We start from the raw sequence: 15,204 nt of genomic DNA, 5'->3' as shown, positions 1-15,204 counted from the left end.
TTAAAAAGGGAAAGATTCCTGATCGGAAACCTTCCCTTTGTTTGCTTAATTTTCGGCAGTGAAAGTAAGCTCAAGTTTATCTTGGCTGCTAATGCCTAAATACGTTAGTCTGGTCGGGATATCAGCTCCATGCTGGAGGGTGAGATTTGCCTCGCGCATTCGCTCAACAAATGAAGACAAGCTGTTGATGTCATGCTTCACTGCTTCTTCCTGCCCTAATACTTCTACTGCAACGGCCGCAGGCTCCCCTTGTAGACGAACCTGATTATAAGTATCTAATTCCTCGACCGAATAGTTGCCTTTCACCAAGATAGAAACATAGCAATTTTGCACCTGACCAAACAAGCCTGCTTCTCCCATGATCCATGTCCCTTTTGGAAGGACACCAATGATTTCTTGATGCGGATGGTCTGCCGGAACAGGGAATACCGTTAAGATCCGATTCTTATCGTACAAAACCTCAGCATATTCGCTTTGATGCCTTGGATCGCCGTCTCTGTAACCATCCCCTGGATGGAAAAAGGTCAGCTGGTTGACGCTATTATCCGCCGTTACCGGGAAAGATACCAGCCACCGAATTTGCTCATTATCAAACTCTTTAACCCGCTCCCATATTCCGCCGGATGCAAAATCCTTCGTCACGTAAACATAGGAATGAAGAGGGATTTCTTCACCGGTATCAATCTTTATAATTTGCTTATGGACTTCAATAGGCTCTTTGCGCTGCAACGCCCGCTGGCGGGTCGCTTCCGGCGCCGGATAACAGAAGAAGCCTGCATATTCCGTACGAGGCATATCCTTACTCAGCGGAAAATCGCCAAATTGCACATAATCATGCAGCACGTTACGGTCAGCAGGTGCATCATGCGGCCATACGCGGGAATGTGCTCCTACCCATGCGCCTTTCAGATAAAACAATGATCTTTCATTCCACAGATAGTCGAGAAGTTCAGCAAGCTCCTGCTTTAAGCCGCTATCGTTAGTTAGCTCCCATGCACAAGTGAACGCCTGAACCCAATGCCAGAACCATGGCAAAGCACCGTACTCCGGCATGCCTTGTGTTGTTACCCTCTCCATCGTTTTCCGCAGGGAATTGATGCCATCCTCAAGCAGCTCCCGATCTTCGTAACGCTGCCCGAATATGATTTTGGCCGCTGTGTATTTTGCCTCATGATGATTAAACATTTGCAGCGGTTTCCGGAAAAAGCCTCCCAGATAAATATGCCGCAGCCCTGTCTCGAACGTTTCTCTTAACTCCGTACTTAATTCGCTTTCGTAACGGTTGTAGAAATAAGCCATCAGGCTCCCCATCAACTCAACAGGAAGCTCATGAGGATGCGCCTGTTCAGGTGAAGGATTCAAATTCAACGGAAAATGGCCATATAAAGGCTGGTCCGGATCATTTTGCTGAAGGTGAAGTACTTTAGTAAGTACGCTTTCTGCTTTCTTTTTCGCATCAGCAGGGTCATGAAGGATTGCTGATGATTCCACTGCCGCAGCAAATAAATAAGACGCATAATAATAGTTATCCCGGATATCGCTATGAAACCATAACCCGCTGCCTAGCAAGGGCTGGTTCTGTGCTTTCAGAGCGATCGCCTGCACAATCTCCGCTTGGCGCTGCTGTTGTCCATTCATATGAATGCCCCCTCTATCGATCCCACAAGTTCATTTGAGTTTATTTTAGTTCATTTAAAGGAAATAATCATTATATATTTTGTATATGAACCTATTTAAACCTCCTTGATTAGGGTATACCTAATAGTAGGACGAACTGTATGGACGTGACAAAAGGACAAGCGTTAAAATAAAAGCAATACCTATAGAACGGATGAACAATAAATGAACCATTTACGCCGATACGAGAGCATTATGGAGGTTCTGCTTACGCAGAAGGAAGTGACTGTAACTGAGCTCAGCGAACGACTTAACGTAACCGGTAAAACGATCCGCGAGGATTTGACGAAGCTGGAGGAGCAAGGTTTGGTGAAACGAGTTCATGGCGGTGCGGTGCTGGCCAACAGTGACCAATTCGGTATCCTTCCAGTGAAGGAACCACTCGTGAAGCATTCCGATGAGAAGACCGACATAGCCGAGACGGCTATGAAGTTCATTAAGAGTAACGACATTATCGCTCTGGACGGCGGCAGTACAACACTTGAAATCGCGAAGCGACTTGATTCCATTCCAGTGACGGTCATTACGAACGATGTGTACATTATCAGTGAGCTGGCTGCAAAAGAAAACGTTCAGCTCGTCGTCCCCGGCGGCTATCGTGTGCGTAATGTGCTTGCCGGTCCGGAAGCAGTCGCTTACGTCCGCAGCCTGAACATCAACAAAGCGTTTATTTCCGCCACCGGCGTTCATCTGGCATACGGCTTATCCGTCTACACCGGCGACCTGATCGACTTCAAGCAAGCACTGATGGCTACCGCCCGCGAATGCTACGGCGTAGCCGACCATCACAAGTTCGGCCACAGCGCTCTGCGTACATTCGCCCAGCTGTCAGAGCTGACTGCTCTGATTACGGATAAAGGGCTAACGGAAGAAACAGCAGCTGCCTTCCGTACGGCGGGGGTTCAGGTGGAGAACTAGCTCCCGTTTAAAATTAAGAGGAAAAAACCGACTTTTTCCTCACTAAAAATGCCTCAAAAAAATACCAGCCCGTCCTCAGATAGATGACGGGCTGACTTTTGTTACTACTTGGCAGCGGGCTGCACCGGCAGCCCTTTACTCTCGCGCATAAGCTCGAAGTAGACATCAGGACGAACGAACACAACGTCCTTGTTATCTTTATAATAATTCATGGCATTGACGAAATTCTGATAGTTGACCTGCCAAGGGTTGGCTTGGATCGAGACGAATGACGGGGACTTTCCGTCCCAGCGCTTCAAGCCGTCTGCAACTCCGTCCGTAAGATCGCTCTCCGCACTGCCGTATGCTACATTAAGCTCTTGGCCAGGCAGCGAGTTGCCATACACCCCGATTGCACCTGTACCGAACTGGGAAGTGAAACCAAGCAAATCAGGAGCATCCTTAGCCAATCGTTCAGCTACCTCAGGCTTAATCTCTCCCTTCACATAGTTCCATATCGTCAGAACGTTTAGACCGGTCTGCTTCATATACGAATTCGTACGTTCGAAGAATTTGTCCAAGCCCTCTTCCTTCTCCCAGAAGTTTGGATACGTATACCCAACACCCGAAGGGCCCGACACAAAGGCATCGTTAGGAGTAGCGGATTTGTACAGATAGTCCAGGATCCCCGGCATCGTATCCAGCATCAGCGGCGAGACTGTCCAGCCGAGCGGAACTTCACCCCGGTTCGGAGAATCCCATACCGTCTTGAAGAAATGCTCCATGTACTGCAGATTGTCACCGTCACTAAGAATAAAGGAAACATAGACTTTATTCTCCAGCGCAGGCTTTTCCGGTACTTGCGGCTTCTCGATTGTACGTGATGTACCGCTGAATACACTTAAGTTTGAGGAAAAGTCACTCGCTACTGTTGCCAGTCCGTAATCCGAGGTTTTCTTGACGCCTGCTCCTTCATCCGGCCACCATCCCAGATACAGCCCGGTACCATAAGGCATATCCTTCATGAATTTACTAAGCATCGCATCTTCATCCGCATCGGCTGGATTCAGCCAAACGACAGCAGCATCAATTCCGATTGCATAATCCCGCAAATACGACTGGATTCCAGGATCAAGGCCAATGATGGCTTTATGCGTCGCATCTTTCCAGTAGTGGTCGTACAGATAGCCATACACCTCAAGCTTGGATTTAAATTTGCCGCGCAAATCCTCCAGCACAGGAAGATTGTAAGGCTCGCTCGTTAATTTGTCAGCAAGACTCGGTGGAGCAACAAGCGCATTTTTTAAGCCTGCCATCGTAGTGGCAAGATTAATGGTATCCGGCTGCTGATCATCGTATACGATAATCCCTTTCAGCTCCGAACGGTATTTGTCCAGCAGCTTCCAGCTGTCATCCACTTCGGTATATTTCTGATTTAACGCATCCAGCCAAGAAGTATCTGTTGAACCCCGTACATTATCGGTATACGAATAAATACGCGGCTGCTTCTGATTCACTACCCCTTTCAAGGATGTGAATAGCAAGTTCTCCTCTTTCCGCAGCGGCCAAAACACCCCAACATCAAACAGCTTCACTGTCGATTTGCCGGTCCATTGGACTCGGAACTCCAGCTCATGCCCTTCACCCGGAGCTGTAAAAGCCAGCTCGAAGCTTTGCGATGCATTTGGCAATTTGAAATCCCAGTTGCGAACATCCTGAGAGGCAAGTACCTTATCTGCTGTCTGATCCCGGACTTCAAGGGATGCTACAACCCCATCCTCATCGGCGAAATTATCAACCTGCAAGTTAAATACAGCCTTTATGTCCCCAGCCGGCACTTCCTTACGTCCTGTTACATCCAGCATAGCTTTATCAGCAGTATCGGTACCTGCTGTCGCCAGCCAGCCGTTTCCATCCGCTTTACCGGTGTCATGTCCGAAGTTTGTATTCTCTGCCTGATAGTAGAAGTAATCGGTTGTGTAGATCATATCAAGTGTTTCAGCTGGTGTCTGGAAGGAAGGCAGCGCCTGCTTCTCCGGCCAGCGAACGCCTGCCTCTTGCTTATCCGGCCAAGCGAAATAAGCCGATACGGCTGCCGCAATAATGACAACAAGCGATATCCCTATCATTTTAACTTTCAACCAGACTTCCCCCCATGTTTATATAGGATTGGATTACCAATGAACTTTTACCGCCATACCTGACGGATCATTCGCGTAGCGCAGCAGAAGCGTCGTGCTGCCTTCATCCCATTTGAATTCGACCTGACTACGGATCGACGCACCTTCTTGCCCGAATGTTACTGTTCTAGGTCTGCGAGGACATTGGAAACGGGCAGCCGCCTGTGTACCTGCTGGTCCAAAGGCTACAAATCCAAAGCCGTCTGCACTCTCTTCTACTTCATCAATACGAGAAGCTGCCCCAATTAACTGCACGCCATCTCCTGCTTTACTCAAATCATAGAGCAGAGCCTGCTCGCCGGGCTTCACGGTCACCTGATCAAGGACAGGTAAATTAGCATCCAACAAATCAATCAGCTTCCCGCTGATTGTATACGGCTCATCACTCACCGATTCATCAAGGACAGCAGCTATGATATAAGGGCCTCTCTGCAGAGCCATACCGTTCTGCTTCTCCCAGCGGAGCTTCGTACCATTGGTAAGGTTTGCTGCTGCAACAGCAGATGCAACCGTTTGTCTAAGCTGCTCGCCTGCTTCCGGTGAGATTGCACATTGCGACGGATGCAGCGGCAAGTGAGCAAGACAGCCTTTGCCAACGGCATACTCGCCTGCTGCAAGCTCTGTGTCCAGCCCAAGACTGGCAAATAGATGCTCCATCGGAGAAGCATATTTCTTGCTTCCCTGATTCCACCATTCGCGGACGCCGTGGAAGTCATCACTGCCGTCTCCCACATAGATGAGAGTGCCGCCTTCCTTCACCCATTCCGCAAGTACATTGTGTAATCCGGATGATTCCGGCTTCATATATTCATAGCTGAGCACCAGTACCCGGTAATCATCCAGGTAACCAGGGAATCTTCCCGCATTGTCCAATTGCACGGGGCGGACAGCTGCGCCATGCTTAAGAAGCGGCAGCGCAAGGCCATAGAAAGGAGACCAGTCCAGCAGTTCCATGAATTCATTTCCTAACGCCGAAGCCACTTCGGTTCCATCATATTTGAAGGAGGTCGCTTCTTCACTCCAGTCCGGATGGTTCCGTTGGTACATCGCGGAATCAGCCAGCAAAAGTCCTACCTGCAGGCTGTCTGTCAGCCACTTGGCATCCTGGCCTTCCATTGTGCCAAGAACATTTAGCACAATTTGCAGCTCCGTTGCGTAAGAAGCTGGGATTCTTTCTTTTCCGTCGCCGCCTTCTCTTGGATATTCACCTTTATAGATCCGTCTTGGCCAAGGACATACCTCGTAACGACTGACATGTGGATGCAGCAGGGAAGCAACTAATGTGCGAATATAGTTGGTACGGTAGTCCTTCCAAGTAAACTTCGGATCATCTGCAATGGGATCATGCAAGAACCACATTCTGCGATCCGTACCGCGGACAAGCTCCTGCATAATGCCGTATTCCAAATAAGCGGTCTCGAACGTACGCTCCTTGCGGACACCATTATAGACATTTGGCGTTTGTGCCGTTCCCGTCCATACCTGTGCGATGTAACCATCCACACCAGGCAATTCGAGCAGCTTCGATTCCGGGCTGACAATACGCCATTGCGTGTAGTTAATCAAGCTATGAGTAGGTACATAAAAGCGAATACGGCGATCGTATTTTTGCATCGCATATTCCTTCAGCGTGCTGCAGATCCGGTCCAACGTCCGCGTGTACAAATAAGCTTTCAGCTTCGAAGCCCGGTATTGCGCATCTACCGAAGCATGCGGCGCCTGCCATGGCTCACGGTAGTAGATCTCCCATTCCCGCTTGAACGCGTCCGAGTATCCGCCTTCTACCCAGAACTCCGGCTCTTCCAGATGGATCGCTTCCACTCCGGCATCAACCGCGATCCGAATCCGTTCGGTCAAAAAATCGGCATAAGCGATTGTTGGTACCATATAGGGAATATCCACGGAGGTGCCGTGAATGATATTCTCATATTTACGGTTTTTCTGGGCTTCATCCCAATGCGTTCTGCCGTCGATTTTCCCATTCAAGTAATCCTGATAGCCGCCCCATGATACGCCAGTCATCAGATGTACGACATAGCCCTTTTCCTTCCAAGCTCGAATACGCTCTTGAAAATCCCCATGAATGCCGTACACCATTACAAAGTCTGTCTGCAGATCGTAAGACGGATCGTAAGACCCGCCTTCCTGAAAGCCTGTCAGTTCTTCACGGCGATCTCTTCTTATCATGAATGTTAGTCCTCCCCATAACTGATTAAATGAAAAAAAGGGGGAAGCTTTCCGGCTAACCCCCTTGCTTAATTATCCTAGTTTTACGCGAAGAGACTTAATCTCGAATGGCTGGAATGTTAATCTATCTACCGCTTTACCGAGCGGATTTTCCATCAGATCTACTTCTTCAATCTCCACGCCTGTCACCCCAAAGGCTACCGATGTGTCGGCGAATGTTCCGGATGTTTCATACAGGCGGATAATCAGATCATCCGTATCCTCTGCTTTCTTCACCGCTTCCACCATGACATGTGGATTGTCCACTTGAATAAGCGAAGCAAACGAGGCTGTATGACCTGCAGCGCCTTGATCAGACTCCGCTACCGTCAATGGCGTATTAAGCTCATATCCTTTGCGGTACACCTCAGCCTGAATGAAGTCGCCGCGATGCGGATAAATCGCATACACGAATTGATGCTCTGCGCGGTCTGCAACCGGGTCCGGATAGCTTGGGCTTCGAAGCAAGTTGATATCCAGCACATTTCGTTCTGCACTGTAGCCATATTTGCTGTCACTGAGCAGCGCTACGCCGTAATCCGGCTGTGAAAGATCAATATATTGATGAGCGCAAATTTCGTCTCTTACGAATTCGATCATATTATTCCGGGTCGTAGGACGCTTCAAATAACCAAATTGAATCTCGCAGTTCACATGGTCGGTCATCACTTGTACCGGGAATGAAACGCGGAGCATTTTCTCTGCTTCCTTCCAGTCAGCCTTCGTCTCGAAGCGTACCGTTGTTCCCTCTTCATCCAGCACAATACGCTGCACGAGTGTCGATTCCCCGAACTTGTACTGCTGCTCCATCACCGCTTGATGACCATCAATAGAATAAGAACTCTCTTCAAGCTTCATGCGGCCAGCCACTGCATCCCGGTAATCTCTTGGGAAATCCCAAGCATCGCCTTTATCGTGATATATCGTAAACACATTAGCCGCTGCACCTGGTCCGATAGACTCTCTGCCTGCCGCTTTATCATAGAGAGACGCGATACTGCCGTCCTGTCCAAACGTGACGCGCAAATAACGGTTCTCCAGTTGACGTTCGCTAGCATGGAGTCCGGATTGTTCTCCTGCTCCCGTACTAAGCTTCGCTTCTGCAAGGGAGGCAAATCCCATTGGAGGAACCTTCACGGCATAACGTTTACCTTGATGAGCAACGATTTCGTTACGCTCCCACGGCAAAGAGTTAAAGACAACCGCCTGACCTTCCCCTGCCCCGGCCAATCTAGCAGCCTTGGCATAGGTTTGTGCAAGTAATTGCTGCGTTCTGCTATGCATCGCCGCATAACGTTCCAGCGATTCCTCGAACACACGGGTAATCGATGAGCCAGGCAAAATATCATGGAACTGATAGAGAAGTGTCTCTTTCCATATTTCTTCAAGCTCTTCCGACGGATAGGCATTCTCGCCCATCGCCAGCAATAAAGAAGCAGCAAATTCGAGCTCTCTGAGCGACTTTTCCATCTTGCGGTTATACCATTTGTTGCGCGCCTGCGTCGTCAATGTTCCTTGATGCTTCTCCAGATACAGCTCCCCGCGATAAGTCTGGAAACGGGATTTCTCTTGCTCCAGCTTACGGAAGAAGGACAAGGAATCCTCCTGCACGACAGGAGGCAGTCCAAGCAGATTATGCTCACGCGCTAACCGCTCCAGATGCTCCTCTCCAGGTCCACCGCCGCCGTCGCCAATACCAAACAACATCAGGGCATGCTCGGAAACATTACGATCCAGATAGCTATTCTCAATCTTCGCAAGTGATCTTGGCGCACTTGGGCTGTTATACGTATCTTCCGGCGGAAGGTGTGTCAGCACTTTGCTGCCATCAATACCTTCCCATTCAAAGCTGTGATGAGGATGAGTATTGTACACGTTCCACGACAGCTTTTGCGTCATCATATAATCAACACCGGATTTTCTAAGCAGCTGCGGCAAACTTGCCGAATAACCAAATACATCCGGGAGCCAAAGAATCTTCACCTCTTGGCCAAACTCCTGCTCGTAGAAGCGCTTGCCGTACAAAATCTGCCGCACCAAGGCTTCCCCGCCGGAGATGTTCGTGTCAGGCTCTACCCACATAGCTCCCTGCACTTCCCAGCGTCCTTCTGTAATTCGTTCCTTGATTCGGTCATACAGCTTTGGATAATGCTCTTTCATCCATTGATATAATTGCGGCTGGCTTGCGCCAAACACATAATCCGGGTATTTCTCCATGTTCGTAAGAACAGTGGAAAAAGTACGTGCGCCCTTACGGATCGTCTCACGGATCGGCCACAGCCAGGCAAGGTCGATATGAGCATGACCAATAGCACTAACCGTCAGGACAGGATCTCCGCCTTGCTTGGAGAGTTCTTTGGCAAGAACTTCTCTGGCGCGCTGAGCAGTCTCTTCATTTATAACCTCAAGCATAAGTGCTGCATCATACAAGCTTTGAATGACACGCTCTTGTCTTGCACTTTTCTCCGCCACATGCTCCGCCAGCTCGAGAAGCACCTCGAAATCGTAATACAGCTGACGAATCTCCTCGTAACAAATCGCGATATCCGCTTCCTTTAAAGTGCCGCTGCGATACTTGCCGAACAGATCGTTACAGCCGGCATCTGCCCACAGATCAATCTGTTCTCCAGCAGCCGACATTCCCAGATCTACAACACGTTTGCCAGGCAAGCCTAGGCTGAAATCAAATTCAGAATTAATATTGGTGAGACCTTGCTTGGGTGAGCCTTCCTCATCAACCAGACAAAGCTCTCCATTAATATCGATCAGCAGAACAGCTTTGTATCCTGCCACGGCATCAGGAACAATCCCTTCAAACCGAAACCATGCGCAATCCCATAAGTTCCCCCATTTATCTCCAGGTGTAAGCTCAAGACGCGTACCGCTGTTCCGCTCGGAATAAGGCACCGGTTCCTTCGTCACCCATGCCGTAACCTTCATTGCCGATACGGGTTCATAGATGGAATCGCGTATTCTCGGCAATAAATCCTTTGCTTTGTGCAGTTTTAATCGATTTATTTCGTATGGCATGTTAGTCACTCCCGGTTTGAAAAAAAGAGGACTGATTAACAGTCCTGTTGTTGGAAGGTGATTGGATACTGGCTATGAGCTTTCGGGATACGGGGTACCTCTTTCAGCCCAACCGAATGTGGAACAGCTATGTTACCCTGTAACACATTCGGTGGGGTTGTCTGATGGAAACTTTGATTAGATTATCAATTTGATGTTTCCCTCAGACAAAGGCGGGCGCTATCGCTCTTCAAGAGCTACCCCTACTCCCTTTGCTCTGCTGCGTAAACAATACTTCCAAGTCATACAGGACGTGTTAAGAAAGTCCTCTTTTTTTGTTTTTTTTATTATTTGGTTACTTGTTCTGCTTTCTTTTGGGCGTCGTCAAGGATTGCTTTTACATCGCCTTTGGTCATCAGGGATTTCACGACCGCGTCACCCCAGATTTGCCATACCTTCGAGTTGTCTTTCGCAAAAGTTGGCAAGCCTGAAACGTTACCGGACATGGCTTGATAATGCAGGTACATCTCTGGATGCTTCTCTTTGTATTCCGGCGATTCAGAGATTTCTTTCAGAATCGGGGAGCGTACATTGGAGTCCGCAACCAGCTGTTGAACTTCTTTGCTGTACATCGCTTTGATGTATTCAAATGCTGCTTCCTTATTCTTCGCATCTTTTGGCACCGAGTTAAAGGCAGCACCAATCGTTACGTTTGCAGCTTGGCCGCTTGGGGACAATGGAATCGGCGACATACCGCAATCGAGTCCACTATCTTTACACTGCTGTACTTGCCAAGGACCATCAATCAGATAAGCTGTTTGCCCTTTTTTCCAAGCATCGAAGTACGTGCCTTCGTTATTGTTAACCATCAAGCCAGCTGGATGATCTGCATTCAGCTCACGAAGCAGGTTGATCGTCTCTACATTCGCATCCGAGTTAAAGGTTGGCAGGCCATTCGCATCGGCAAAGCTGCCGCCATTAATCCCAATTAGAGCGCCATAGCGCAAGTATCCGCCGAAGTTCGGAGCGCCATAAACGCCACCGCCGTAAAACTTGCCTTTACCGGCTTCTGTTACTTTTTTCGCGTTGTCAGCCAGCTCTTGCCAGGTAGTAATTGGTTTCTCAGGATCAATGCCAGCTTCCTTCACCAGCTTCTTGTTCCAATACAGGCTGCTTACGCCAGGCTGCAGGGCAAGACCGTAAATTTTACCTTCATACTCCATCGGCTTCCAAGCAGCTGGCGAGACGTTATTACGGAGCTCATCAGCAATGTCATCCGGGAACGGCTCGAGCAGACCTTGCTGAGCAAAGCCCGGCATTTGTGTTTCACCTACGATAATATCTGGAACGTTTTTGGCTAGGAATCCTGCTGTTTCCTTCTGAATCAGCGGCTCGCCCCAACCCCAGTCTTCCGCTTTAATACTGATGTTTTTCTCTTTCAGCTTGCCGGACATGATCTTCTGATAATGAAGCGGGAAAGCTTCTACAAGAGTACCCGGTGTGTAATTGATATCAACACCTTGTCCCTTTAATTCCTTCTCTTTTGGTGCAAACAAATCATCCATCTTACCAACACCGATGCCTACAGCACCTTCGTTAAGTACAGTGATCGTTACCGGATCTCCTGAAGCTGCAGCCCCGGTTGATTCAGCCGGCTCTGCTGAAGCAGACTCCGTCGGCTCTGCCGAGTTCTGAGGCTGATTGTTTCCGTTAGAATTGTTGTTACCGCCACATGCTGTTAATGAGAACGTTAAGAGTGCAGTTACAAGCAAGGATGTGATCTTTGTTTTATTCACATAAACCCCTCCAATTTAGGATAACTGACCTGTCGCAATTAATATATCATGACTATTTGTTATATTCAATATGTTATGACAAATATTTTTAACCTTTGATTCCTGTGTTCGCTAGACCTTGAACGATATATTTCTGGAAGAAGAAGAAGATCAAGAGCGCTGGTATTGTCATGCCAAGACCAAGCGTGATGATTAACGGCCAGTTCGGAATAGCTCCCGGGCTGGCAGCAGCTGACGACAATCGGGTAATGGCAGCAGGCAATGTCTGCAGCTTATCCGATGAGGTATAGAAGAACGGCGTAGCAAAATCATTCCATGTTGCTAGTGCCGTCGTAATCGCAATAAACGCCATAATCGGCATCTGCAGCGGCAGCAGAATCTGGAAAATAATCCGCAGCGTTCCCGCTCCGTCTACCTTCGCCGCTTCATCAAGCTCATAGGGGATTTTTTCAATGGACTGCTTCACGAGGAATGCACCCATAATATTGAGGCTCGGTCCTCCTATGAAGTAAACCCACCAAGTATCGAGTATCCCTTTACCACCTGTAAAAATGTCGTTGCCGCCTGCAAAAGGCCATCTTGCAAACTCCAGGTAAGTCGGAATCAGCGCAATCGTACCCGGGATCATCTGCGTACCCAGCAAGATCAGGAACAGCTGGTCTTTCCATTTGAAACGGAGCCTTGCGAAGACATAACCAGCCAGCAAGGAGGTCAGCAGCGCCCAGAAGGTGTTATAAATGGTCCGATAACCGGAGTTTATGAAATACTTTTGTATCGAATTGTCCGCCGACACGTTAAACAGCACGGTAAAGTTATGGAGCGTTGGTGCTTTGGCAATTGGAAATAATCCAATGATGCTTGTTGTAAATTCATTCTTCGTGAAGAAGCCGGCCAGAACCATAAAGATCAAGGGATATAGCAAGACAAGCCCGATACCAAGCAGAACAATATGGGCAAACAAATTACCCGGCTTCAGCTGCACAGCTACTTTTCTAGACAATGTATCTTTCATGCTCTAGGACCTCCTTTTGATCGGAATGGTGCTGCTTCTATCCGAGTTGGTTGACCAGCGGTAGTAGAACACCGTACCTACAAAGACAACTACTGCCATAATGAGCGAAGACGCACCGGCCATACCGAGATTGAAGTCCCAGAACGCATCACGGTAAATACGGAACACGAGTACTTCCGTCTTCCCGTAAGGGCCGCCGCCTGTCATGAACAATACCTGCTCGTAGATCTGAATAGCACCGATCAGACTAGTAATCACAATATAGGTTGCAATTGGTTTCAAGCCTGGAAGCGTGACGTACCTCATCTTGCCCCAGCGGCCCGCGCCGTCGATTTCCGCTGCTTCGTACAAGGACACATCTACGGACTGCAGTCCCGCAAGCCAGATGAGCGCTGCACCGCCCACCCCTTTCCATACCGAGTAGACGACGATCCAGAACACGCCCCAGAACACGGAATATTGCCAGACAATCGGCTCTTTGCCAATGGATTTCAAAAAGTTATTAATAACACCGTTGTTCGTATCAAGCAGCAAGTTGAAGATTTGAGTAGTAGCAACCGTTGAGGTCACTGCCGGAATGTACCAGATTGACCGATATATGCCCTTACCGAACAATGGCATATTCATCAGAATAGCTGCGCCAAATCCGGCAATCAGGGTAATTCCGGTAACCAGTCCCCCTAACCAAATCGATCTCCACAAGGCTTCGTAATAAAGAGGATCGTGGAAAAATCGTACATAGTTGTCGAACCAAACAAATTTCGGACTGTCGGCTATACCAATCCACTCGAAAAAACCGAGGAAAAAGCCAAACAGCGTTGGGAATCCCGATAACACCAGCCACCAAAGAATCATTGGACTCAGGATGGCTGCTGCAATTAATGCATCTTTGTGTCTGACCGCAAACTTCTTAAGAGAGGACCTTGTTGATACGTTAGTGACTGGCAGATGCAATGGTGCTGTTTCTACTGCTTTCCTGTCATTCATGTTCATTTTCCTCCTTGCCTGTTTTAGCCTTACTCAAATGCTATAAAACCCTATATATAGATTATATTTGTTATATCAAATTAGTCAATTGATAAATGCAAACAAAAATAACCCGACAGCCAAAAGTTGGCTATCGGGTTATTGGACAAATGTTATGGTTGTTTAAGCCTTTGCTTGAACATTGGCCTCAGCGGTTGTCTTGCGGACGACTAAGCTAGGCTTCAGAATCATTTTATGGAACCTGATTGGAAGCTTACCTTGATTGTCGATCACCTGAAGTAACAGACGCACCGCTTCGGTACCAATCTCATACTCGGATTGATCGATGTAAGTAAGCAGGCTGAACTCCTCGAGGAGCGGCGTCGGGTTATCAAAGGAGATGATGGAAATATCCTCGGGTACACGAAGTCCTACCTTCTTCGCAATCGATAAAATCTGAACGCCAAGCGAACAGTTCAAAGCGATATAGGCGGTTGCCATTTGGTTTTTGACAAAGCGGTATAACGGATGATTCGGATCCGTCGCAGGCAGCGGAGGACTAGCAGGGTCATCAAGGATACCGTTAGCGTGAATATCGTTTAAGATCAGCGAAGGATTGATTAAGGCGCCCTTCTGCTTCAATGCTTCGTTATAGCCTTGAATCCGCTCATCTACAGAGACTGTCATTAATGCCGAGTCCGAGCAGATTGCGATATTCCGATGACCAAGATTCCATAGATGGTCTACAGCAAGCATCGACGCATGTGCACCGTCTGAAGACACGACATTGGTCTCCACCCCAGGCAGATGCCTGTCGATCAAAACAAACGGATAGTTCTGCATCTTGAGTGCAATAATTTCTTCGTTGTAGACCTCAGCATCAACCGGGAAAATGATAAGTCCATCCACGTTGTTCTTCATTTCCCGGATGACTTCCTTCTCGGTTTCCTTGGAATTATTCGTCAGCATTACAACTAGCTGATAACCTTTTGCTTTCAGCCCATCTGTAATACCTGCAATTAATCGAATGGCGAAGTAATCTCCGAGCACCGGGAATACGAGTCCAATCTTCACTCTTGGCCTTGTCTGCCCTCCACGAGGTTCATTCAATAGACTTGGAGCCATCTGGGTTTCGGGAATCCCCTTAACAAAGCTGCCTCTGCCTGGAATTCGGTAGATCCAGCCATCCTTCGCCAGCTCGGCAAGGGCGTTCACTACCGTAATACGGCTGACATCAAATTCTTCCATCAAATCTTTCTCTGTCGGAATTTTATCGTCTTCGACCAGCTTCCGGGACGTTATTAATTCTTTAAAATGATTTTGAATCTTAATATACAGGGGTTCTCTATCTTGACTCATTTCTAAATCCTCCTATCCGGACCAAATTAATCGTTATAACAAATATACCATATGGAAGGAGCTTAACAAAGTAATAGTTGAA

The 15,204-nt window shown here is 48.2% G+C and carries 9 protein-coding genes; 1 reads left to right on the top strand and 8 read right to left on the bottom strand.

Translation table 11 applies throughout. The features are described 5' to 3' along the window. Positions 1–45: 45 nt before the first annotated feature. Positions 46–1,638, bottom strand: a complete 1,593-nt coding sequence (locus tag AB4Y93_RS09435) for a hypothetical protein (RefSeq protein WP_441891202.1) — start codon at positions 1,636–1,638, stop codon at positions 46–48. A gap of 204 nt (positions 1,639–1,842) precedes the next feature. Here AB4Y93_RS09435 and AB4Y93_RS09430 point away from each other — a divergent pair, with 204 nt between their 5' ends. After that, complete coding sequence (locus AB4Y93_RS09430; RefSeq protein WP_441891200.1) at positions 1,843–2,595, top strand: DeoR/GlpR family DNA-binding transcription regulator; 753 nt, start codon at positions 1,843–1,845, stop codon at positions 2,593–2,595. A 104-nt stretch (positions 2,596–2,699) separates the two neighbouring features. Here AB4Y93_RS09430 and AB4Y93_RS09425 read toward each other — a convergent pair whose 3' ends face one another. The 7 genes from AB4Y93_RS09425 to AB4Y93_RS09395 all read right to left on the bottom strand — a co-directional run bounded on the left by AB4Y93_RS09425 (position 2,700) and on the right by AB4Y93_RS09395 (position 15,122). Then, on the bottom strand, positions 2,700–4,715 hold the full coding sequence (locus AB4Y93_RS09425; RefSeq protein WP_441891198.1) for a GxGYxYP domain-containing protein: 2,016 nt from the start codon (positions 4,713–4,715) through the stop codon (positions 2,700–2,702). Between the two features lie 33 nt (positions 4,716–4,748). Beyond that, positions 4,749–6,941, bottom strand: a complete 2,193-nt coding sequence (locus tag AB4Y93_RS09420; RefSeq protein ID WP_441891196.1) for a hypothetical protein — start codon at positions 6,939–6,941, stop codon at positions 4,749–4,751. A gap of 72 nt (positions 6,942–7,013) precedes the next feature. Beyond that, positions 7,014–10,010: an alpha-mannosidase gene (locus AB4Y93_RS09415; RefSeq protein WP_441891194.1), complete on the bottom strand. Its 2,997-nt coding sequence runs from the start codon at positions 10,008–10,010 to the stop codon at positions 7,014–7,016. Between the two features lie 326 nt (positions 10,011–10,336). Further along, a complete protein-coding gene (locus AB4Y93_RS09410) occupies positions 10,337–11,785 on the bottom strand; it encodes an extracellular solute-binding protein (protein WP_441891192.1) in 1,449 nt (482 codons plus the stop codon). Between the two features lie 88 nt (positions 11,786–11,873). Beyond that, positions 11,874–12,797, bottom strand: coding sequence for a carbohydrate ABC transporter permease (locus AB4Y93_RS09405; RefSeq protein WP_441891190.1), 924 nt, complete (start codon positions 12,795–12,797; stop codon positions 11,874–11,876). A 3-nt stretch (positions 12,798–12,800) separates the two neighbouring features. Further along, positions 12,801–13,784, bottom strand: a complete 984-nt coding sequence (locus AB4Y93_RS09400; protein ID WP_441891188.1) for a carbohydrate ABC transporter permease — start codon at positions 13,782–13,784, stop codon at positions 12,801–12,803. Positions 13,785–13,946: 162 nt separating this feature from the next. Beyond that, the gene (locus AB4Y93_RS09395; RefSeq protein ID WP_441891186.1) at positions 13,947–15,122 is read right to left on the bottom strand and encodes a GntR family transcriptional regulator; all 1,176 of its coding nucleotides are present in this window, start codon (positions 15,120–15,122) and stop codon (positions 13,947–13,949) included. Positions 15,123–15,204 lie beyond the last annotated feature (82 nt).

Origin of the sequence: Paenibacillus sp. YAF4_2, from assembly GCF_052113225.1 — a bacterium.
Classification (GTDB): Bacteria; Bacillota; Bacilli; order Paenibacillales; family Paenibacillaceae; genus Pristimantibacillus.
The sequence above is the reverse complement of the archived record's forward strand: the minus strand, read 5'-3'. Positions and strand labels throughout refer to the sequence as shown.

Bases quoted from the DNA above. Each gene is read 5' to 3' on its own strand.
- AB4Y93_RS09435 (WP_441891202.1), bottom strand. From the start codon at position 1,638: ATGAATGGACAACAGCAGCGCCAAGCGGAGATTGTGCAGGCGATCGCT.
- AB4Y93_RS09430 (WP_441891200.1), top strand. From the start codon at position 1,843: ATGAACCATTTACGCCGATACGAGAGCATTATGGAGGTTCTGCTTACG.
- AB4Y93_RS09420 (WP_441891196.1), bottom strand. From the start codon at position 6,941: ATGATAAGAAGAGATCGCCGTGAAGAACTGACAGGCTTTCAGGAAGGC.
- AB4Y93_RS09415 (WP_441891194.1), bottom strand. From the start codon at position 10,010: ATGCCATACGAAATAAATCGATTAAAACTGCACAAAGCAAAGGATTTA.
- AB4Y93_RS09405 (WP_441891190.1), bottom strand. From the start codon at position 12,797: ATGAAAGATACATTGTCTAGAAAAGTAGCTGTGCAGCTGAAGCCGGGT.
- AB4Y93_RS09400 (WP_441891188.1), bottom strand. From the start codon at position 13,784: ATGAATGACAGGAAAGCAGTAGAAACAGCACCATTGCATCTGCCAGTC.
- AB4Y93_RS09395 (WP_441891186.1), bottom strand. From the start codon at position 15,122: ATGAGTCAAGATAGAGAACCCCTGTATATTAAGATTCAAAATCATTTT.